19 protein-coding genes are annotated in these 19,462 nt (G+C 67.0%); 6 read left to right on the forward strand and 13 right to left on the reverse strand.

What is annotated here, in order from left to right; genetic code table 11:
• Positions 1 to 7 precede the first annotated feature (7 nt).
• Genes V5F68_RS11885 through V5F68_RS11895 form a run of 3 tightly spaced genes read right to left on the reverse strand, consistent with a single transcriptional unit; the run spans position 8 to position 1,607 of the window.
• Complete coding sequence (locus V5F68_RS11885) at positions 8 to 634, reverse strand: NADH-quinone oxidoreductase subunit C (RefSeq protein WP_394014933.1); 627 nt, start codon at positions 632 to 634, stop codon at positions 8 to 10.
• Between the two features lie 32 nt (positions 635 to 666).
• Positions 667 to 1,251, reverse strand: a complete 585-nt coding sequence (locus tag V5F68_RS11890; protein WP_394014934.1) for a NuoB/complex I 20 kDa subunit family protein — start codon at positions 1,249 to 1,251, stop codon at positions 667 to 669.
• The gene (locus V5F68_RS11895; protein ID WP_348844913.1) at positions 1,242 to 1,607 is read right to left on the reverse strand and encodes an NADH-quinone oxidoreductase subunit A; all 366 of its coding nucleotides are present in this window, start codon (positions 1,605 to 1,607) and stop codon (positions 1,242 to 1,244) included. The genes V5F68_RS11890 and V5F68_RS11895 overlap by 10 nt, the downstream gene beginning before the upstream one ends.
• Here V5F68_RS11895 and V5F68_RS11900 point away from each other — a divergent pair.
• A complete protein-coding gene (locus V5F68_RS11900) occupies positions 1,606 to 1,992 on the forward strand; it encodes a hypothetical protein (RefSeq protein ID WP_394014935.1) in 387 nt (128 codons plus the stop codon). The genes V5F68_RS11895 and V5F68_RS11900 overlap by 2 nt on opposite strands.
• A 70-nt stretch (positions 1,993 to 2,062) precedes the next feature.
• On the opposite strand, the gene V5F68_RS11905 is transcribed toward V5F68_RS11900, so the two are convergent.
• Positions 2,063 to 4,621: a response regulator gene (locus V5F68_RS11905; protein ID WP_394014936.1), complete on the reverse strand. Its 2,559-nt coding sequence runs from the start codon at positions 4,619 to 4,621 to the stop codon at positions 2,063 to 2,065.
• A gap of 233 nt (positions 4,622 to 4,854) precedes the next feature.
• Between V5F68_RS11905 and V5F68_RS11910 the strand changes: the two genes are divergently transcribed.
• On the forward strand, positions 4,855 to 7,017 hold the full coding sequence (locus V5F68_RS11910) for a flagellar biosynthetic protein FliO (protein WP_394014937.1): 2,163 nt from the start codon (positions 4,855 to 4,857) through the stop codon (positions 7,015 to 7,017).
• Between the two features lie 111 nt (positions 7,018 to 7,128).
• Here the strand turns inward: V5F68_RS11910 and dksA are convergent, their stop codons facing one another.
• From dksA to V5F68_RS11930, 4 genes are all read right to left on the reverse strand, one after another.
• The gene (dksA, locus tag V5F68_RS11915) at positions 7,129 to 7,545 is read right to left on the reverse strand and encodes an RNA polymerase-binding protein DksA (RefSeq protein WP_348844909.1); all 417 of its coding nucleotides are present in this window, start codon (positions 7,543 to 7,545) and stop codon (positions 7,129 to 7,131) included.
• A gap of 194 nt (positions 7,546 to 7,739) precedes the next feature.
• On the reverse strand, positions 7,740 to 8,594 hold the full coding sequence (locus V5F68_RS11920) for a MipA/OmpV family protein (RefSeq protein WP_394014938.1): 855 nt from the start codon (positions 8,592 to 8,594) through the stop codon (positions 7,740 to 7,742).
• 152 nt (positions 8,595 to 8,746) lie between these two features.
• Positions 8,747 to 10,039: an NAD(P)/FAD-dependent oxidoreductase gene (locus tag V5F68_RS11925; RefSeq protein ID WP_394014939.1), complete on the reverse strand. Its 1,293-nt coding sequence runs from the start codon at positions 10,037 to 10,039 to the stop codon at positions 8,747 to 8,749.
• Between the two features lie 251 nt (positions 10,040 to 10,290).
• Positions 10,291 to 11,931 (reverse strand): ATP-binding protein, encoded by a 1,641-nt coding sequence (locus V5F68_RS11930; RefSeq protein ID WP_394014940.1) that lies wholly within the window; start codon positions 11,929 to 11,931, stop codon positions 10,291 to 10,293.
• Between the two features lie 215 nt (positions 11,932 to 12,146).
• Here V5F68_RS11930 and V5F68_RS11935 point away from each other — a divergent pair, with 215 nt between their 5' ends.
• Genes V5F68_RS11935 through V5F68_RS11945 form a run of 3 tightly spaced genes read left to right on the forward strand, consistent with a single transcriptional unit; the run spans position 12,147 to position 15,193 of the window.
• Positions 12,147 to 12,668 (forward strand): SixA phosphatase family protein, encoded by a 522-nt coding sequence (locus V5F68_RS11935; protein WP_394014941.1) that lies wholly within the window; start codon positions 12,147 to 12,149, stop codon positions 12,666 to 12,668.
• A 9-nt stretch (positions 12,669 to 12,677) separates the two neighbouring features.
• Positions 12,678 to 14,126, forward strand: coding sequence for a YcjX family GTP-binding protein (locus tag V5F68_RS11940; protein WP_394015172.1), 1,449 nt, complete (start codon positions 12,678 to 12,680; stop codon positions 14,124 to 14,126).
• 14 nt (positions 14,127 to 14,140) lie between these two features.
• The gene (locus tag V5F68_RS11945) at positions 14,141 to 15,193 is read left to right on the forward strand and encodes a YcjF family protein (RefSeq protein ID WP_394014942.1); all 1,053 of its coding nucleotides are present in this window, start codon (positions 14,141 to 14,143) and stop codon (positions 15,191 to 15,193) included.
• On the opposite strand, the gene V5F68_RS11950 is transcribed toward V5F68_RS11945, so the two are convergent.
• Both V5F68_RS11950 and V5F68_RS11955 read right to left on the reverse strand, forming a co-directional pair.
• Entirely contained in the window at positions 15,151 to 15,777 is a 627-nt protein-coding gene (locus V5F68_RS11950; RefSeq protein ID WP_394014943.1) for a hypothetical protein, read from the reverse strand. The two genes, V5F68_RS11945 and V5F68_RS11950, sit on opposite strands and share 43 nt — an antisense overlap.
• 43 nt (positions 15,778 to 15,820) lie before the next feature.
• Complete coding sequence (locus V5F68_RS11955; RefSeq protein ID WP_394014944.1) at positions 15,821 to 16,327, reverse strand: SAM-dependent methyltransferase; 507 nt, start codon at positions 16,325 to 16,327, stop codon at positions 15,821 to 15,823.
• Positions 16,328 to 16,454: 127 nt separating this feature from the next.
• Here V5F68_RS11955 and mazG point away from each other — a divergent pair, with 127 nt between their 5' ends.
• Complete coding sequence (gene mazG / locus V5F68_RS11960) at positions 16,455 to 17,285, forward strand: nucleoside triphosphate pyrophosphohydrolase (RefSeq protein ID WP_394014945.1); 831 nt, start codon at positions 16,455 to 16,457, stop codon at positions 17,283 to 17,285.
• Between the two features lie 36 nt (positions 17,286 to 17,321).
• Here the strand turns inward: mazG and V5F68_RS11965 are convergent, their stop codons facing one another.
• From V5F68_RS11965 to hfq, 3 genes are read right to left on the reverse strand one after another with little or no spacing between them, the layout of a single operon-like run.
• On the reverse strand, positions 17,322 to 17,690 hold the full coding sequence (locus V5F68_RS11965) for a hypothetical protein (RefSeq protein WP_394014946.1): 369 nt from the start codon (positions 17,688 to 17,690) through the stop codon (positions 17,322 to 17,324).
• Positions 17,691 to 17,749: 59 nt separating this feature from the next.
• Complete coding sequence (gene hflX, locus V5F68_RS11970; RefSeq protein ID WP_394014947.1) at positions 17,750 to 19,138, reverse strand: GTPase HflX; 1,389 nt, start codon at positions 19,136 to 19,138, stop codon at positions 17,750 to 17,752.
• Positions 19,139 to 19,144: 6 nt separating this feature from the next.
• The gene (hfq, locus tag V5F68_RS11975) at positions 19,145 to 19,402 is read right to left on the reverse strand and encodes an RNA chaperone Hfq (protein ID WP_348844899.1); all 258 of its coding nucleotides are present in this window, start codon (positions 19,400 to 19,402) and stop codon (positions 19,145 to 19,147) included.
• Between the last annotated feature and the right edge of the window lie 60 nt (positions 19,403 to 19,462).

Below are 19,462 nucleotides of genomic sequence, written 5' to 3' on the forward strand. Positions count from 1 at the left end.
CGCTCCTTCAGCTCGCCTTCGGAGCGCCGGGCTGCGAAGCAGCCTTTTCGTCGCCGGGCAGCACATATTCGACGCCTTCCCAGGGGGAGAGGAAATCGAAGTTGCGGAATTCCTGCGGCAGGCGAACCGGCTCGTAGATCACCCGCTTGGCTTCGTCGTCATAGCGCACCTCGACGAAGCCGGAGAGCGGGAAGTCCTTGCGCAGGGGATAGCCGTCAAAGCCGTAATCGGTCAGCAGCCGACGCAACTCGGGATGGCCGGTGAACAGGATGCCATACATGTCGTAGGCTTCCCGCTCGAACCAGTTGGCGCCGGGGAAAACACCGCAAATGGAAGGAACGGGGGTCGCCTCGTCGGTCTGCACCTTCAGGCGGATGCGCATGTTATGCTTCAACGACAGCAGGTGATAGACGACCTCGAATCGCAACTCGCGCGCCGGATAATCCACGCCGCACACATCCACGATGCAGTGGAACAGGCAGGTCGGATCGTCGCGCAGGAAAGTCGCGACTTTCACGATCTGCGCTCCCTCCACTTCAAGGGTCAGTTCGCCGAACGCGATGTGCGTCGCGCGGACCGCTTCGCCGAGCGCGCCCGATACGTGAGCCGCGAGGTCCTTCAAGGTCTCGTCCATCTGCCTCTTCCCGTCGCCGTGCGTGCAGCGATTCAGCGTTCGATGGTTCCGATGCGGCGAATCTTCTTTTGCAGAAGAAGAACGCCATAGAGCAGCGCTTCGGCGGTCGGCGGGCAGCCGGGGACATAGATGTCCACGGGCACGATCCGGTCGCAGCCGCGCACTACCGCATAAGAATAGTGATAATAGCCACCACCATTGGCACAGCTGCCCATGGAGATCACGTAACGCGGCTCCGGCATCTGGTCGTAAACCTTGCGCAGAGCAGGCGCCATCTTGTTGGTCAGCGTGCCGGCGACGATCATCACATCCGACTGCCGCGGCGAAGCGCGCGGCGCGAAGCCGAAGCGCTCCACGTCGTAGCGCGGCATGGAAACCTGCATCATCTCCACGGCGCAGCAGGCAAGGCCGAAGGTCATCCACATGAGCGAGCCGGTGCGCGCCCAGGTGATGAGATCATCGACATTGGTCATCAGGAAGCCGCGGTCGGCGAGCTCCGAATTGATCTCTTGGAAAAAGGGATCATCCGAGCCGACGGGCCGGCCGGTATTGGGATCGACAAGGCCGCGCGGCGCCTGGGCCACCAGCGGCTTCGTCGCAGAAGGGGTCAATCCCATTCGAGTGCTCCCTTGCGCCATTCGTAGATGAACCCGACGGTCAGCACGCCGAGGAAGAGCATCATGGACCAGAAGCCGAGATCACCGAGGCCGCCGAACGAAATCGCCCAGGGGAACAGGAAGGCCACTTCCAGATCGAAGATGATGAAGAGGATGGAGACGAGGTAGAACCGCACGTCGAAGGTCATGCGGGCATCGTCGAACGCATTGAAGCCGCATTCGTAGGCTGAAAGCTTCTCCGGATCCGGGCTGCTATAGGCCACGATGAAGGGTGACACCAGCAAGGCGAGGCCGATCACCACCGACACGCCTATGAAGATGACGACCGGGAGATAATCCTGGAGCAGCAGGTTCATGATCCGCACCTTGGGGCGCATGGGCGATCCGCTTGAAGCGTTACCGCGCCGGCCTCGGTTGGAGGAGTTCGAAACGAGCGAGGCTTATCGCAGCGCCAGATGGGTGGCAAGTGCGACCTTGCCTTTGACGCGTGTAGAACCATCCAAACTCACCGACATGCCGGAACGACATCGCCCATATCCCACAAAAGCCACACGAATTTTTGTATGTCGCCGATTTTCACCGCAACGCTTCAAGGCCGTTGTGGGGGCAGGAAAACGCGCCGCGCAGCCGATCTTTCAGCAGATCTCCGTGCACCCAAGTGTCGATATCCGTCCCGATGCCTGTTTGCAGTGCAGTACCGCGGCGTCAATTGGCCTGACGCAGCGCAGCACACATCTGTGAGCTTTCCACTGCTCAGGTGAGGCTGCGACAGTTTGACAGGGGAAAAAGCCTTTCAAACGCCCGCGTGCCGTTAGGGGCGGGTCGCTTCCTTCACGGCGGCGACCAGCTGTTTCAGGGAGAAAGGCTTTGGCAAGAAGGCAAAACGCTCCCCCTCGGGGAGATTCTTGGCGAACGCCTCTTCCGCATAGCCGGAGATGAAAATGATCTTCAGCTTGGGATCGCGGCGACGCAGTTCGCGCAGCAGGCTCGGCCCGTCCATCTCGGGCATCACCACGTCGGACACCACCACGTCGAAGCTGGTACCCGGCTGGTCGATCGCCTCCAGGGCTTCGGCGCCGTTTGCCGCCGCGACGACGCGGTAGCCGCGCGCACTTAAAGCGCGAGAGGCGAAGGCCCGCACGGCGTCCTCATCCTCCACCAGCAGCACCGATGCCTGGCCGGTGAGATCGGGCACCTTGGCTTCCGGCTCGATCGGCCGGGCTTGCACCTCTTCCGCCCCCCCCTCATGGCGTGGCAGGAACACACGAAACAGGCTGCCCTTGCCGAGTTCGCTGGAGGCGAGCACGCTCCCGCCCGTCTGCTTGACGATGCCATAGACCGTGGAGAGCCCAAGGCCGGTGCCCTTCCCCACGTCCTTGGTGGAGAAGAACGGCTCGAAGATTTTCTCCAATATGTCCGCAGGCATTCCGGTGCCGGTGTCACCCACTTCGACCAGCACATAATCGGCGGGGACAAGGCTGCTGGCGTCGCCATAGGCAGCGCAGGCCGCGGCGGGAACATTGAGAGTGCGCAGGGTCACGACGCCGCCCGAGGGCATGGCATCGCGCGCATTGACCGCGAGATTCACGATCACCTGCTCGAACTGATTCACGTCCACGAGAATCGGCCACAGCTCTCGCCCGTGCTCCACCTGCAGCGAGATGCTCTCGCCCATCAGGCGGCGCAACAGCATGGAAAGATCGGAAATTACATCGGTGAGCTGGATCACCTGGGGGCGCAGGGTTTGCCGGCGCGAAAAGGCGAGGAGCTGGCGCACCAGCCCCGCCGCGCGATTGGCGTTCTGCTTGATCTGCATGATGTCGGGAAAGGACGGATCGCTCGGCCGGTGGTTGGCCAGGAGCAGGTCGCAATAGCCCAGAATCGCGGTCAGCACATTGTTGAAATCGTGCGCCACCCCGCCGGCCAGTTGCCCGATGGCCTGCATCTTCTGCGATTGGGCGAACTGCGCCTCAAGGGCACGCTGGGCGGTGGTGTCCACCGCATAGATCGCCGCGCCGGCGCCGCCCGGTCCAAGATCGGCCGCATAGAGGCGGGCCGAGCGTCCCGCCTGCCCGGCGATGCCGACCTCCACCGGGGCACCACCCGCCTGGCCGGTCAGCGTCTCCCGCACGAGGTTTTCCACCGCTGGGACATCGCGTTCGGCAACGAGTTGCACGAGCTTGGCTCCCGCGAGCGCGCGGTCGCTGCCGGCGAACAGGCGGGAGAAGCTGCCGTTTGCCTCACGTACGGCGCCTGCCCCATCCACATTGGCCATGGCGAGCGGTGAACGGGCGAAGAACGAGCCGTCCGCGACCGTGGACATGCGGGCTGGAGGGGCCGCAGCCGGCCGTTCCGCGGCCGACAGTGCCACCGCGTCGCCACGCGGAATCACCACTGCTATGCTGTCCGACCCGGCTCGCCCCCCAATCCAGACACGGCCGGACGCGATCGAGCCATCCTGGCGTACGAAATCGATGTCGATGCCGCGCGGTCCGGACTGGCCACGTTCCAACACGGCCTTGGCGATCGCAGCGCTTTGCGGGGCAATGAGTTCGGCGAACGGCAATGTCCCACTGCCCAGCTCGGCGAGCCCGTATCCCAGCCAGCGGGCCAAGGTGGCGTTCGTGAGGCGCCCGCCGGACGCGGAAAGCAGCACCATGCCCACCGGTGCTTTTTCCCAGATTTCAGCAAGGGCGGCGACGCCGTCCGGCGCAGGTACCTGTTCAATCACCTGCGCTGCTAGTGGGCGCGCGAGGCCCGCACCCGCCTCCAGCGCTACAGCGGGTGCTGAGGGAATGCTCTCCCCCGCCAGATGCAGAACCCATAGGGCGCGACGGGCGCCGGCAAGCGGCTGCACCGAAACCACCAGGCGCCGACCCGCAGGGTTGGCATCAAAGGGAAAGGTTTGCATCCCCCGGATGCCGTCGGCGGCACTCCGCAGCAGCAGCCCTACCATGGCCTGCCCGCCCGGAATGCGCCCGAGAAAGCGATCCGGCGTCGGCACCTGGCCGGCCGCGCTGCGGCTCAGATTGAGATAGGCCGTATTGGCGGCCAACACGCGTTCGCCGGCCTCAACGACAATCGCCGCGTCGCTCATATTGGCGAGCAGAGCCTGCACCAATTCGTCGCTTCGCTTATCGGTGCCGCTCCACACCCGCATGGTCGCGCTGACGACGGCGAAGATGCCAATGGCCGCGAGTCCCGCAAGGACCGCCGTGACGCTGCCGCCCGTGCTGCCCTGCAGAATGGCGACAAGGAGGCCCCCGGCGAATGCCGCCCCACCGACCACCAGCCGCTCACGTCCGGACGATCTGCGGCTGAACACGCCGCTCGACAAACCCGAGCGCGCATCGCCCGCGTCGGTGCTCATGAAGACGTCCTTCCGATGCACGCAGATACGCTCTTCGCGGCCATACCTGCTCCGAATCCGCGAAAATTAACGCAAAGTTACGGCATTGGTTGAAATCATGCCATGATCGTCAACAATTTCTTGGTTCGCCAGTTGATGTTGTACCGTGCGCGCGCTCCTGCGCCTGGCCGCTCGCCGAGGAGCGCGGGGGCCTGGGACGTGGTACATCGCACGGGCAGCGAAGAGGACACACGATGTTGCAGAATTTGTTTGGGGCGCAACTCGATCTGCCCGTGCGCTTGGCCATCGCCCTACTGGTGATCGGCGTGCTGCTGGGCTTGACCGTGTTTATTGTCCGGCGCCTCGGGCGCGATGGCAGGAGCGGCACGGCGCGCTCCCGTCAGGCGCGCCTCGCGGTCCTCGACAGCGTCACCATAGATCCCCGCCGACGCTTGGTACTGGTGCGACGCGATGAGGTTGAGCACCTGCTCCTGGTTGGCGGGTCCACCGATATCGTCGTGGAGCCTGCGATCTCTCGCGCTCCGGCACGCGAGCCGGCCGTGCCGCGCGAACCGGCCATCGGGCGCGAGGCCGCCCAAGCGCTGCCGCCGCGCGAGCCGCGGGAGTCGCTTATGGCCCGCGAGGCGCGTGAGACCCTCGCGCCCCGCGACGGCCGCGAAGCCCTGCCACCCCGTGAAACCTTGCCGCCACGGGACGCTTTGCCTTCGCGTGAGGCTTTCCCTTCTCGTGAAGCCTTGCCGCCGCGCGAAGCGAGCCCCCCGCGCGAATCCATTTACGCGCGGGATGGCCAAGCGCCGCGTCGGCCGCTGGGGGCGCCCAGCGCCGCAAAGCCGCCGGCAGAGACTGCGCCAGTCGACCCCGCCGTTCCCGAGCCGGCCCTGGCCAAGCTGGAAGAGGCTGCGCCGTCAGCAATTTCGGTTGCGCGCGAGCCGGCTTCTGCCCCTGCCACTCCCCCCGCACTGGACGTTCCCGCTTCGCCGCCGGAAATCCGCCGCCCCATCCCCACGCGCCGCACCACCGACGTGGCCGTTCCCGCAATCGATGCGCCGCGTCGCACCGACACCCCGCGCCCGTCCTTCGCACGGCCGCAGCGGCTCGATCCGAACGCCGATTCGGCCAAAACGGCTCAAACCGCACCCGCGCCATCCTCCCCGGCAACACGTCTTGCTCCCGCCCCTGAAATCGCAGCCGCACCAGACGTTAAGGCGCCGGAAGTGAAGTTTGCCCCGGAAACCGGCGTTGCCCCTCAGGTGAGCGTCGGGTCGCAGGCGACTGTCGCTGCTGAAGAAAGCAAGGTGCCCGATCTGGTCGCCGAGAAAGAGGCGCGGCCAGAGCGCGAAGCGATCGTGCCCGAAGTGATGCCCGAGCCTGCGTCACCGGTCGCGCCGCCCATGGCGCCTCCCGTATTTGAACGCAAGGCGCCTGCCGCCCCGTCCGCGGCTCCGCTTCCCGCTGCCGCGCAGACCGAGCCGCCCGCGCCGCGTCGTGGAACCACTTTCACGCTCGGAAAGGACATCCGAGCGGCGGATGCCGAGCGCACGGAGCCGCGCTTGGCCGAGACCCCTCCGAAGCGCCCCACCGCCCCGCCGGTCGCTACGCCGCCCAATGTGCGCCCTGTGGCTCCAGAAGTTGTTGGTGCGACACCAAAGCCCGCTGAAATCATTCCCGCGCTGACGCTTGAAGATCTGCTGGGCCCGGATGCAGCTGAAATCACCGGTGCTCCGGCGGATCCAGTCCCCGCGCCTGCGGAAGAAGCTCCGCCGGCACGACGGGGGCTTGGCGCTCTGTTTCGCACGGCGAACATCAAGCCGCGTCCCGAAGGCGGCCAGCCCCCGCAGGAACAGGTGCCCGTCAGGCCCGCGCCTGTCGTGGAACCGCCCGCGCCGGAAGTGTCCGCCCGCCCCGCCGCCGCCCGTGTGGTGGAGCCAGCCGATCTGCCCACCATCGCAATGGATGCCCCCGCTCCCAACCCGCCGCGCGCACCGATTGCGCCGGCGCCGGAAGTGCGGGCGCGCCCCGTCGATCCGAGAGACCTGAAAGTCAAGGCGCCGGTGCCCGCTCCTACGATCGGCGTGGGACCGGCAGAAAGCGGGGCGGCGCAACCGCCGAAGCCCGCTTTCGCACCCGCCGCTCCAGCAGCCCCGCCCCGCCGCTGGGTGCTGCCCCGCGCGACACCACCGGCGACACCTGCGACGGATGCGTTCCAAAGCGAAGTGGCCAACCCGTTCGCGCTGGATTCCGGCAGCATGGTCTCTATCGACGCACCCGCATTGACCCCGCCGGTCGCCGAGGCAAAGGCCCCGCCGGAGCCCAAGGTCGAAGCCGAGAAGGACCCGTTTGAGGACTTGGAGGCGGAGATGGCCAATCTTCTTGGGCGCGGTACAGGGCAGCGCTGACCACGCAAACGATGCACTAAAGAAAAAGCCGGGCGTGATGCCCGGCTTTTATTTTGTCTGGAATCGGCCGTCGCGGAGAAGCTGGATCCCTCCGGTCACCGGCCGACCAGCTCAATCGTCGCGATACACGCGCTCACGTCGCTCGTGCCGCTCCTGTGCCTCCACCGACAATGTGGCGATGGGCCGGGCTTCCAACCGCTTGAGGGAAATCGGCTCGCCTGTGTCTTCGCAATAGCCATAGCTCCCGTCCTCGATCCGCCCAAGGGCAGCGTCGATCTTGGAGATCAGCTTGCGCTGGCGGTCGCGGGCCCGCAGCTCGATCGAACGGTCCGTCTCGGAAGAGGCACGGTCCGCAAGGTCGGGGTGATTCTGGTTCTCGTCTTGAAGGTGCTGCAGCGTTTCACGCGCCTCCCGCAGGATGTCCTCCTTCCAATTCAACAACTTCAGCCGGAAATATTCCCGCTGGCGGTCGTTCATGAAGGGCTCGTCCTCGCGGGGGCGATAGTCCTGGTCGATTTGGACCGACATCAGCAATGTCCTCGATACAGCGTCGCTGATCCCCACCGGGTCGCCGCGCTTATATCCACCACCTCGCCCGTCGACAACCGCCATCAACACACGCATCCGCCGAGATCAAACTCGAGCGACGCACTTCGCGTTCCCTTACTGCAGTCTAATACCGCCCGCGGCGAGGCATGTGCCTCATGCGCGTGGGCGGTCGTTCACCACCAGGTCTTGCCAATGTTGAAGGTGTAGGCGAGCGAGACCCCTGCCATGAATTGATTGGAGCTCTGGGTCAGCGGAGAATCGGCGGCGTCTCCGACGAGGCGGCCGTAAGTTCCAAATATGCCTGCAGTGAAGCCTTTGCCGAAATTCTTGCTCAGCTGGGCGGTCGCGCCCCAGGAGTAAAGGCCGCTGCTGGCCTGATAGACCGAGGTCGGATTCCCGAGGAAATTCGCGCTCAAGGACTGGAACGGCGTCACACCAAAATACGCATTCTGAAAGGCGGAGGAGCCGAAGGCGAGGCGGGGGCCGATGGCGAAACGCCAGGATTCGTAAGGAATAATCACGTCCGCGCCGAGATCGCCGACCCATCCCTCATAACCGCCGAAACCATACCGCAGCTCACCGCGCAGGCGCAGCCAGTCAACAGGATACCATTCGGAATAGCCGCCCACTTCCAGCGAGGGGTCCAGGTTTCCAAGGCCGGTCAGGCGGTCCGAACTGTCCTCGTCCCGGCCCCAGTCGATCCGCCCCACGGCGCCGATACGGAACTTGCCGGTGTCGAAGAAGGCGACAGAGGGATTGTCGTCCACACTGTGGAACGTGTTGAGTTCACTCGCCTTTTCTAGGCTGAAAATGAAGCCGGGGCGCAGTTCGTAGGTTTCGCTTCCGGGATATTGAGGTACAATGTTGCCGGACCCGCCGATGGTCACATACCAATCTTCCTTCGGCTGGGACGGAGCGCCGAAGATCGTGACGGGAGCAACATCGGCCGCGGCGGCCGGGCTGGTCGCGGCGAAGGAAAGGCCGGTGGCACAGAGCGTTACGAGAGAGAGAAGGCGCAGCTCGGCCATAGTCCACCCAGTTAGGAATCCCAAAGTCTACCCTACCGGGCAGCCTCCATTCTTTGGTGCCAAATATGTCACTCCGCCGCAGTTATTGCGCTTCTCGCCGGAGTTCGGCGCTCTTTCGTTGCGGATAAGGTCAATGAAACCCGAATGATTCGTCATGCACTGGAGAATTCTACCGTGCTGACTTCCTGGCGGTCCGCGACGCGGGCGCGGCGCCGCTCTCCCCGGTCCGCGAGCCGGCCGGTCCAATAATTCGTCCAACGCACGCCGGCGCCGAGCATCCCCCAGGTCGATGGCAGCGGCGGGACCCCGAACAGGGTGATGCGGTCGTCGCGGTCCACGATGGCGTCGCCGATCAGATCGGCGGCGAGGCTGATATTGGCCAGCGGGTCCTGCCCCAGGGCAAGGGCATACCACACGCCCGGCCGATAGCTGCCGATCAGCGGAAGGCCGGAGGGGGCGCGCGCGGCGCGCCAGCCGAAGGCATGGCCCACCATGGCGGAAGCGAGGCGCGGATAGAGGGCACCGGCCTGCCGCCGCAGGGCGCAGGCGGCGGCGACCTCCCGGCCCTGATAGGTGGCGGTGGGCGCGGTGAAGGTGAGGTGCCCGCCATCAAGGGCGAAGCGCACCGGCCGCGCGCCGGTCTCGCGCACCGCCGGGCCGCCATAGCCGCCCCCGGAGACGTGGAAACTGCCGGTAACGAAGGTTGCGGGATAGACCGCACGGGCAAGCCAGGGCGCCACCCGGCCGAGCCCGCGCGTGGCGCAGAAGATGGCGTGGTCCGCCCGCACCCGCCCGGTGGCGAGCTGGATATATTTGCGCACGCCGTCGAGATCGACGCTCTCGACCGGCGTGCGCGGGAATCGCCGGACGCCGGCCGCCACCGCCGCCGCGCCCAGCAGCGAAGCCAGGGGGCCCACGTCGAAGCGCCGTGCGTCCGGGTCGAACAGGGCGCCGGAATAGACATCGGTGCCGATGAGATCGAACAGATCCGCCTCGCCCACGCGGGCCAGTTCGGGGAGCCCGAGCACGTCGCGGGCGGCGGCCTCGTCCAACAAATCTGCGAGACCGGCCGGGCCGGGCACCAGCAATTCGCCCTCCCCGGTCTGCTCGAGGCGCAGCACATCCAGCAGCCGCAAGGCGCTACGGGTCGCCCCGGTCGAGAGATCATACAATTCGCGCGCCCGGTCCCGGTCGGCACGCGCACACAGATCCTTGGCGGTGAGATCGAGGCCGGAGGTGATGACGCTTTCCTGGCGCCCGGCCTCCGGGGCCTTCGTCTCCAGCAACACGACGGTTCGGCCGCGCAGGGCGAGGACGAGCGCGATCCAAAGCCCCGGCACGCCGTCGCCGATGACGCAGACATCGCAATCGAGGTCGCCCCGCACGACGGGCAACGGCTCGGCCGAGGCGATGCCGGGCCCGGTGGCGCGCACGTTCGTGTTCATCGTGGCGAAAGGGTCATGGAGCCCCAATCCCGTTGTTGAACGCCGGTGTCGGCGGCACCCTTCAATGTGGGCGAGAGGGTGTCACAAATCCAGCAAGAGTAAGGCGTAGCATCGCCGTGCGTTAGGTCCAAGGGGGCATTGGGCGTTTCACGGTATCAAGAAACCGCAAACCGAGATTCGCCACGCGCCGTTGCCGACATTGGTTTTATTATACCGAATTCGCGACGGGCGTGCCGTTCGCGGACGGGGGGTCAGGGCCGGTTGGCGCCACGGTCGGCCAGCACGTCGTCCACCTTGCGGGCCAGCTGGTCGAGCGAGAAGGGCTTCGGAAGAAAGGCCACGCCCCGGTCCAGAATGCCGTTATGCACCACGGCATTGCGGGTGTAGCCGGTGGTGTAGAGCACCTTCAGCCCCGCGCGCGCGGCGGCCGCTTGCTCCGCCAGCTGCCGGCCGGTCATGTCGGGCATGACGATGTCGGTGAACAGCAGGTCGATGCGCGGTTGCAGGACCAGTTGCTCCAGGGCCTGATTGCCGCTGCTGGCCTGCACCACGGTGTAGCCAAGCTCCCGCAGGGCATCGACGCTCATGTGGCGCACGTTCTCCTCGTCCTCCACCACCAGGATTGTGATCTCCGGACGGCCCAGCGGCGGCTGCCCTTCGCCGCTTTCCCCGCGTTCGATCCTGGCCGCCTCCCCCACATGACGCGGCAGGTAGAGCTTCACCGTGGTGCCCTGGCCGACCTCCGAATAGATCTTCACATGGCCGCCGGACTGCTTGACGAAACCGTACACCTGGCTGAGCCCGAGGCCGGTGCCACGACCGACGCCCTTGGTGGTGTAAAAGGGATCGAATGCCCGCTCGATCACGTGCGGGCTCATGCCGGTGCCGGTGTCGGTGACGCTCACCAAAACATATTGCCCGGCCGCCACCTCGGCATGATTGCGGGCATAGCGCTCGTCCAGGTCGGAATTGGCGGTCTCGATGGTCAGCCGGCCCCCGTCGGGCATGGCGTCGCGCGCATTTACCGCCAGATTGACGATGGCATTTTCCAATTGCGCGGGATCGGCGAACGAGCGCCAGAGGCCGCCCGCCAGTACGGTCTCCACCCGAATGGTTTCGCCAAGGGTGCGCCGGAGCAGCTCCGACATGCCGCCGACCAGCTTGTTGGCATCCACCGGCTGGGGCTCCAGCGGCTGTTGGCGTGAAAAGGCGAGCAGCCGCTGGGTCAGCGCCGCGGCCCGCTGCGCACCCTCCATGGCATTGTCGAGGCAGGTCCGCACCAGATCGTGCTCTTCGCCCGTCAGCCGGCGCCGCGCGATGTCCAGCGAGCCGATGACGATCGCGAGCATATTGTTGAAATCGTGGGCAATGCCCCCGGTCAGCTGGCCGATGGCCTCGGTTTTCTGCATCTGGCGGATCTGCGCTTCGGCGACGAATCGCTCGGTCATCTCGGCCTGCAGTTCGGCGGTGCGCTCGGCAATCCGCGTCTCCAGCTCCGCATTCAGGCGGCGCAGGGCCTCGTCGCTCGCCTTCTGCCGCTGGACTGCGGCGAGCAGGCTGCCGGTCACGGAGATGATCAGCAGGGAGGTCAGGGCATAGAACAGCATCCCCACATAGCCGGAGGGCCAGTCGAGCCCCAAGCCATCCTGCGGCGTGACGATGTAATAGGCCACCAGCAGCCCGCCGAGCACGGCCGCCAGCAGGCCCGGCCCAAATCCGCCCAGAAACGCTGCGAGAAACACCACCGGAATGAAGGTGATGAAGGGATAGCCGGCGAGGAAATCGCCCGTCGCGAAGCGCACCAGCAGGGCCAGAACGCTGAGCGTTGCGGCCAAAAGGTAGGACAGCCATGGGCGAACGCGGACAGCCTCGACTAGCCCAGGGAAGATCATCGAGCTCGGCCCCCAGCCGCTCATCAGCGCGACGGGACAAAGAATATTCAGGTTATCGGGAAAAGTCTCGCCCTAGCTTGATACCTATCGCTACGCGCGCTCAGGGTCGGCGCCGGGCGCGGCGGCCCCCGCTTCGGCATATCGGCGGTTCGCCGCACTGCACCAGGGGACCCCGCATGATAAGGTGCGAATCCTCGCCACGCCTCGGATGGTCCATGCGCCGCCTCATTCTGCTTCGCCACGCGAAATCCGATTGGCCTGCGGGCATTGTCGATCCCGAGCGGCCGCTGGCCCAGCGCGGGCGGGCGGCGGCGCCGATGATCGGCTCTTATATGGCGGCGCAGGACCTGGTGCCCGACCGGGTACTCGTGTCCCCGGCCCGGCGCACCCGCGAGACCTGGGAATTGGTGGCCCCCGCCCTGCCCTCCACCGTCGCGGTGCAGAGCGAGCCGCGCCTCTACGAAGCCGGCGTCACACGCATCCTGACCGTGCTGCGCGAGCAGCCGCGCGAGGTTCAGTCGCTGATGCTGGTGGGCCACAATCCCGGGCTGGAGGACATCGCCGACGTGCTGACCGACCAGGGCCCGGCGGCGACCCGCAGCCAGATGGCGGAGAAATTTCCCACCGGCGCGCTGGCCATCATCGACCTGCCCATCGACGATTGGGCCGAGGTGACCCCGCAGACCGGGCGGCTCGACCGCTTCGTGACGCCGCGCTCGCTCATGCTGGAGATGTGACCCTTGGCCATGGGCCTGCTGGATGAAGCCTGGATCGGCCTGCGCGCGGTCGCGGACCGGTTCGAGGATCTCGCCCATCCGACCTTGCGCCTGGGGGTCACCGGGCTTGCGCGCTCGGGCAAGACCATCTTCACCACGGCGCTCGTGCATGCGCTGATGCGCGGCGGCCGCCTGCCGGTGTTTGAGGCCATGAACGCCGGCCGCATCGCCGGCGCGCGCCTCGCGCCCCAGCCGGACGACGCGGTGCCGCGTTTTCCCTATGAGGACCATCTGGCCAGCCTTGCGAGCGCGCGCGACTGGCCCTCCTCCACCACCCGCATCAGCGAGCTGCGGCTGGAGGTGTCCTATGCCCCCGTCCGGGGCGGCATGCGGCGCCTCACGCTCGATCTCGTGGATTATCCCGGCGAATGGCTGCTGGACCTGCCGCTGCTCGACATGAGCTATGCCGATTTCTGCCGACAGGCGCTGGAGCTGGCCCGCGCGCCGGCACGCCTGCCCTATGCCGGGGCGCTGCTGGCGGCGCTTGGCGCGCACACGCCGGCCGCGCCGGCCGACGAGAGCGTGGCGCGGGAGCTTGCGGCCATCTTCACCGCCTATCTCGCCGCCTGCCGGGGCGAGCGGGTGGGCATGAGCCTGCTGCCGCCGGGCCGCTTCCTCATGCCCGGCGATCTGGAAGGCTCCCCGGCCCTCACCTTCGCCCCGCTCGATCTTCAGGACGGCGCGACGCTGCCCGCGGGCTCGCTCGGCGCCATGATGGAGCGGCGGTTCCAATCCTACAAAAGCGCGGTGGTGCGCCCCTTCTTCCGCGATCATTTCGCCCGGCTCGACCGGCAGATCGTGCTGGTGGATGCGCTGTCCGCGCTCAACGCCGGGCCTGCCGCCCTGGCGGACCTGGAGCGCGCGCTGGATTCGATCCTGGTGGCGTTCCGCGTGGGCCGGAACACACTGGTCAGCGCCCTGCTGCGCCCGCGCATCGAGAAGGTGCTGTTCGCCGCCACCAAGGCCGACCATCTCCACCGCGCCAGCCACGACCGCCTGGAAGCCATTCTGCGGCGGCTCGTGGAGCGCGCGCTGGCCCGCGCCCAGGAAGGCGGGGCGCGCATCGATGTCGCCGCGCTCGCGGCGATCCGCGCCACCCGCGAGGCCGAGGTCTCCAAGGGCGGGCGCAACATCGCCGCCATCATCGGCACGCCCGAGGCCGGGCAGGAAGCCGGCGGACAGGTGTTTGATGGCAGCGAGGAGGTGGCGCTGTTTCCCGGCGAATTGCCGGCCAATCCCGATGCCCTGTTCGCCGCTGACGGCGCCGCCTTTCGCGGGCTTGCGAGCGGGCCGGACAGCGAGGCGGATTTCCGCTTCCTGCGCTTCCGCCCGCCGGCCGGCATTGGCCCGGCCGGCCCGCTGCCCCATATACGCCTCGACCGCGCGCTCCAGTTCCTATTGGGCGACCGGCTGAGCTGAGATCAGACGTCTTCATGGCAGACCCGCGCAACGATCGGCACCGGCCCGAAAATACCCGCCCCCAGGTGTTCCGCCTGGACGAGGCCGGCATCGTGGTGACTGAGGCGCCGGCGCCTATCGAAGAAGCGGACGAGATCGTCGCGCCCGCCCCGCCCGCGCGGCGCCGGGGTTTTTCGCTCGGCGCCGTGTTCTGGACCGCGCTCGGCGGGCTCGCGAGCCTCGGCATCGGCCTTGCGGTGACGCGGCTGATCGAGGATTTGTTCGCGCAGACGCAGGCGCTCGGCTATCTCGGCTTGGCGCTGGCGGGCCTGCTGGCGGTGAGCGTGCTCGCCATCATCGGCCGCGAGGTCGCCGGGCTGATGCGCTTTTCCAGTCTGGATTCCATTCGCGAACGGGCTGTGCTCGCGCTCGCCACCGATGACCGGCCGCTGGCCGAGGCCGTGACGCACGATCTGCTCGGAATCGCCAAGGAGATGCCCGCGCTCGCCCGCGCCCGGGGCGATCTCTCCTCCCATCTTGGGGAGATCATCGACGGGGCGGATCTGGTGCGGCTCACCGAGCGCACGCTGATGGCGCCGCTCGACGCACGGGCGCGCCAGCTGGTTTCCGACACGGCCAAGCGGGTGTCGGTGGTGACCGCCGTTTCACCGCGCGCGGTGGTGGACCTTTTGTTCGTGCTCTACAGCGCCTTCGTGCTGATCCGCCGGCTGGCTGAACTCTATGGCGGACGCCCCGGCGCGCTCGGCATGCTGCGGCTGGTGCGCCATGTGCTCAGCCATCTCGCCGTGACCGGCGGCATGGCGGCGGGCGACACGCTGGTGCAGGAATTGGTGGGCTCGGGCATTGCTGCGCGCCTCTCGGCACGGCTCGGCGAAGGGGTGGTGAACGGCCTGCTCACGGCGCGGCTGGGCCTGGCCGCGATCGCGGTGACCCGCCCCCTGCCTTTCACCGCCTTGCCCGCACCCCGCGTCGCAGACGTGGCGGCGGGGCTGATGAAAAAGGCGCAGGAAGAAGAGGTTCGCCCTCAGCTCGGCAGCAGGCGCGCCGGCAAGGCCGAGGGCGAATAGGGCGCTGGCTGGTTGCGCCACAGCATCTCCGCGAGCGGCCATGCCAGCAGCGGACACAGCACCAGGATCAGGGCGCCGACCGTCCAGTCGGCATTGCCGAGCGCGCTCGCCAGCACCGCAAGCAGCCCCAAAGCCGTGACGCCCGCCAGCCCGCTCATGAGCCACCAGCGCCAGGGCGGCAGGCCACCATCGAACACGATGCCACTCGCATAAGGCCGCAGCGCGCCGTGCAGGGCGGCGATGAAGGCGGCATAGGCCTTGCGATGGTCGTCCACATTGGTGATGGAGGTGCGCGAGAGCGAGCCGATGGTGAGCTTTTCCCCCGCCCTGCCGTGGATCACGGTCTCATAATTGGGCGAAGCCAATTGGCCGGGATGATAGCTGAGCCGGACCCGCACCACGTCGCGCAGATGCAGCGCGCCGGACCGCGCACCGACCGCCCAATGCAGCGTCTCGCCATCCAGGCGGAACCGCGAGCCGGAGCCGATCAGGCGCGGCCGGAAACTGTAGATCAGCCCCTCTTCCGCCGGCGGCGCGCCATCCGCAGGGGTCGCGCCGAAGGAAAGGCCGGTGGATGTGCTCAAGGGAAACCTCATGAAAGCTCAAGCGTGCGGACGCGACATGACGTTAAGTCACATCGTGCGCCAGGGTACAATATTGCGGCTTGAGATCCACCAGCGGCGTGCCGTCGATGCAATCGAGCCCGCGCACCAGCACGCTCAGGTCTTCGCGGGCGACGAACAGCACCACCGAGGAGGCGATGGGGTTCGGCCGCACCGGCGAGCGCAGGGCAAAGGTGCCGGAAGCTGCGCTGGCGCGTCGGGGCATCTGCAACACCAGATCGCGCCGGGCCTGATCCATGAAATAGAGCACCTGGAGGCGCGGCTCGCGCCCGACGCCTTCGAGCGCGGCTTCCCAGCGCGGGTCGATCTCCAGCCGGCAGATGGGGCCATCCTCGCTGCCGCGCTTGGGGCAATCCTCCCGCCGCGCCCAGGGCGTGCGGATGCGGCCGATGAAATACAGCCCGGCATCGAAAGCCGGCGGCAGCGCGACCGCGATCTCTCCGGGACGAATGCCCGTGTCATCCTCGGACGGTACAGGCGCGGCCACGCTTTCGGTTGAGAGGGAACTCATGCTTTATCCTCGGCAGACCCGCATTCGCGGCAAACCCGCCGTGATGATAGTCCCACCTGCCCGCTGCCGCCATGCGGCGCCCTTGCCCCCGACGCCGCCCTGCGGCGCCCTTGCCCGGAGACCCCCGATGCAGCCTTCCCGCGATCTTGCCCGCCTCGTGGAGATCATGGCCGCGCTGCGCACGCCGGGCACCGGCTGCCCGTGGGACCTGGAGCAGGACTTCTCCACTATCGCCCCCTATACCATCGAGGAGGCCTATGAGGTGGCGGACGCCATCGCCCGCAACGACATGGCCGACCTGCCGGACGAACTGGGCGACCTGCTGTTTCAGGTGGTGTTCCACTCGCGGCTCGGCCAAGAGCGGGGCCTGTTCGATCTCGGCGATGTGGTCGAGGCCATCACCTCCAAGCTCATCCGCCGCCATCCCCATGTGTTCGGCAATGTGCGCGACCTCACCCCCCAGGCGGTGAAGGGCCTGTGGGCGGAGATCAAGGCGCAGGAAAAAGCCGAGCGCGCCCAGCGCCGCGCCGCCGCCGGCCTTCCCGCGGAGGATGGCGGACGCACGCTCGACGGCGTGCCGGTGGGCCTGCCGGCGCTGACCCGCGCCCTGAAGCTGCAGGAAAAGGCCGGCCGCGTCGGCTTCGACTGGAACGATGCGCTTCAGGTGCTGGCCAAGATCCGGGAAGAGACGGACGAGGTTTCCGAGGCACTGGAGGCCGGCGGCCCGGAGGCCATCAAGGACGAGATCGGCGATCTTCTATTCGCTGTAGTGAATCTCGCGCGCCATGCCGGCGTGGACCCGGAAGCGGCCCTGCGCGGCACCAACGAGAAATTCTCCCGCCGCTTCGCCTTCGTGGAAGACCGGCTCGCCGAGACGGGACGCGCGCCGAAACAGGCCAGCCTGGACGAAATGGAGGCCTTCTGGGTGGCGGCGAAGGGCGTCGAGCGCGGGGAATGAGCGCGGTGCGGGAGCTAGCGGTATCCCGCCCGCATTCTACCCGAGATAGGCGCCGATAATCCGCGCCTCTTGATGAAGCACGTCCGCCTGCTCCAACCGGCCAACGCCCGCTAGCTCCGCAGCCGCCGCATCCCGCGCGGCGATTTCGGATGCAAGAAGGCGCCTGACCGCATCGGGAGTCAGCGACAGCCGGGGCACTTCCACCGAAGGGTCCCCGAACGCGCGCACCACATAGCTTTTATGCTCCGAAGCGACCGGCACGGCCTGGGCATTGTCGAGTGCACTCACGAGCAGGCGCAGCACGCGCACGCGAACCGGCTCTCGGGCGACCATTGCGTCGCGAAGGTCCTGGCGCAGGCGCACCTTCAAGACCTCGGCTTCGTCCGGCACGTCGTCTCTGCTCATCCCGGTGGCTTCGCCCGCGCGCGGCCGCTTCCGGCTTGGCCGCCGCCGCGCGCCTCCATTCACATCTGGTGGACGCGCTCCGCGCCGAACCGGCGCGTCACCAGGGGCGCGCGCTCGGGCAGGATGCGCAACGCGAAATGCATCACGCCGTCCGCGTCGGTGCGGCGCTCCAACACCTCGCCATGGCGATAGAGCCAGCCCTGGCCTTCGCCATCGTCGGCCGCCACCGTCACGTCCAGTGTCACACGGCCGGCGGTGATCTGGCGTTCCACCACATCCAGCAGATCGGACGTGCCGGCGCCGGTGAGGGCGGAAACCAGGATCGGCCGCTCCGCGAGGTCGGTCCGCACGGCGGTGTTCTCCATCGCCTCGCGGGCTTCCTGCGAAAGCAGGTCGATCTTGTTCCACACTTCCAGCACGCGCCCGCTGGCCTCGATATCAATGCCGAGATCCGTGAGCACGTCCTTCACGTCGTCCGCCTGGGCCTGGCTGTCGGGGTGGGAGACGTCCCGCACGTGCAGGATGACGTCGGCCTCGATCACCTCTTCCAGCGTGGCGCGGAACGCCGCCACCAATTGGGTCGGCAGATCCGAGATGAAGCCCACGGTGTCAGACAGGATGATCCGCGTGCCATGGGGCAGGTCCACTGCGCGCAAGGTCGGATCAAGGGTTGCGAACAGCAGGTCCTGCGCCATCACCTCGGAACGGGTAAGACGGTTGAACAATGTGGACTTACCCGCATTGGTATAGCCAACCAATGCAACCACGGGATAGGGCACGCGCTTGCGGCTTGTGCGGTGCAGCGCGCGGGTGCGCTTCACCTGCTCAAGGTCGCGCTCGATGCGGATGATGCGTTCGCCGATCTGCCGGCGGTCGGCCTCGATCTGGGTTTCACCGGGACCACCCAGGAAGCCGAAGCCGCCGCGCTGGCGCTCCAGATGGGTCCAGGACCGCACGAGGCGCGAGCGCTGGTAGTTCAGGTGGGCGAGTTCCACCTGAAGCGTGCCTTCCTTCGTGCGGGCGCGGCTGCCGAAGATCTCCAGGATCAGGGCGGTGCGGTCCACCACCTTGGTGGACCACGCCTTTTCCAGATTGCGCTGCTGCACGGGGGAGAGCGCGGCATCGAAGAACACGAGGCCGATCTCTTCCGCCTGGACGATTCCAGCGATCTCTTCCACCTTACCGGAGCCGAGATAGGTGGCGGGCTTCACCTCGGCCAAGGGCACGAGGCCGCGATAGACCACCTCCAGATCGATGGCCATGGCGAGGCCCACCGCCTCGTCGAGCCGCGCTTCGGGAGAACGGCGCTCGTGCGCCGCGCCCTTCTGCGTCCAACGGGCCCGATTTGATGAAAACGGCGTGATCACTGCGCACCGTGTGGGCGGGGCCTGGCGTTCGACGCTTCTTGCCCCGACCTTCGGCGCGCTCCGTTCGTCCTTATGCTCCACGTATCGTTACGCCTTCTCCGCCGCGACCTCGTCGGTCGGGTCAAACAATTGCACGGGATGACCGGGCATGATGGTCGAAATCGCGTGCTTGTAGACAAGCTGAGAGTGGCCATCGCGCCGCAGCAAGACGCAGAAATTGTCGAACCACGTCACCACACCTTGCAACTTTACCCCATTCACCAGGAAGATCGTGAGGGGAGTCTTGTTCTTGCGGACGTGATTGAGGAATGTGTCCTGCAGATTTTGTGTCCGTTCCGCCGCCATTTTCGTATCCGTTTCTTTCGGCGTTGCCCCGCCCTACCCGACGCGAAGCAGCGATCGAAG

The organism is Roseixanthobacter pseudopolyaromaticivorans (assembly GCF_043195145.2).
In the GTDB taxonomy this organism is placed as follows: domain Bacteria; phylum Pseudomonadota; class Alphaproteobacteria; order Rhizobiales; family Xanthobacteraceae; genus NCEH01.

Coding starts and splice junctions, on each gene's coding strand:
- V5F68_RS11905 (WP_394014936.1), bottom strand. CDS start 4,621: ATGAGCACCGACGCGGGCGATGCGCGCTCGGGTTTGTCGAGCGGCGTG.
- V5F68_RS11890 (WP_394014934.1), bottom strand. CDS start 1,251: ATGGGATTGACCCCTTCTGCGACGAAGCCGCTGGTGGCCCAGGCGCCG.
- V5F68_RS11930 (WP_394014940.1), bottom strand. CDS start 11,931: ATGATCTTCCCTGGGCTAGTCGAGGCTGTCCGCGTTCGCCCATGGCTG.
- V5F68_RS11945 (WP_394014942.1), top strand. CDS start 14,141: ATGGCAGACCCGCGCAACGATCGGCACCGGCCCGAAAATACCCGCCCC.
- mazG (WP_394014945.1), top strand. CDS start 16,455: ATGCAGCCTTCCCGCGATCTTGCCCGCCTCGTGGAGATCATGGCCGCG.
- dksA (WP_348844909.1), bottom strand. CDS start 7,545: ATGTCGGTCCAAATCGACCAGGACTATCGCCCCCGCGAGGACGAGCCC.
- V5F68_RS11895 (WP_348844913.1), bottom strand. CDS start 1,607: ATGAACCTGCTGCTCCAGGATTATCTCCCGGTCGTCATCTTCATAGGC.
- V5F68_RS11955 (WP_394014944.1), bottom strand. CDS start 16,327: ATGAGTTCCCTCTCAACCGAAAGCGTGGCCGCGCCTGTACCGTCCGAG.
- hfq (WP_348844899.1), bottom strand. CDS start 19,402: ATGGCGGCGGAACGGACACAAAATCTGCAGGACACATTCCTCAATCAC.
- V5F68_RS11920 (WP_394014938.1), bottom strand. CDS start 8,594: ATGGCCGAGCTGCGCCTTCTCTCTCTCGTAACGCTCTGTGCCACCGGC.
- V5F68_RS11900 (WP_394014935.1), top strand. CDS start 1,606: ATGATCCGCACCTTGGGGCGCATGGGCGATCCGCTTGAAGCGTTACCG.
- V5F68_RS11885 (WP_394014933.1), bottom strand. CDS start 634: ATGGACGAGACCTTGAAGGACCTCGCGGCTCACGTATCGGGCGCGCTC.
- V5F68_RS11940 (WP_394015172.1), top strand. CDS start 12,678: ATGGGCCTGCTGGATGAAGCCTGGATCGGCCTGCGCGCGGTCGCGGAC.
- V5F68_RS11925 (WP_394014939.1), bottom strand. CDS start 10,039: ATGAACACGAACGTGCGCGCCACCGGGCCCGGCATCGCCTCGGCCGAG.
- V5F68_RS11935 (WP_394014941.1), top strand. CDS start 12,147: ATGCGCCGCCTCATTCTGCTTCGCCACGCGAAATCCGATTGGCCTGCG.
- V5F68_RS11965 (WP_394014946.1), bottom strand. CDS start 17,690: ATGAGCAGAGACGACGTGCCGGACGAAGCCGAGGTCTTGAAGGTGCGC.
- V5F68_RS11910 (WP_394014937.1), top strand. CDS start 4,855: ATGTTGCAGAATTTGTTTGGGGCGCAACTCGATCTGCCCGTGCGCTTG.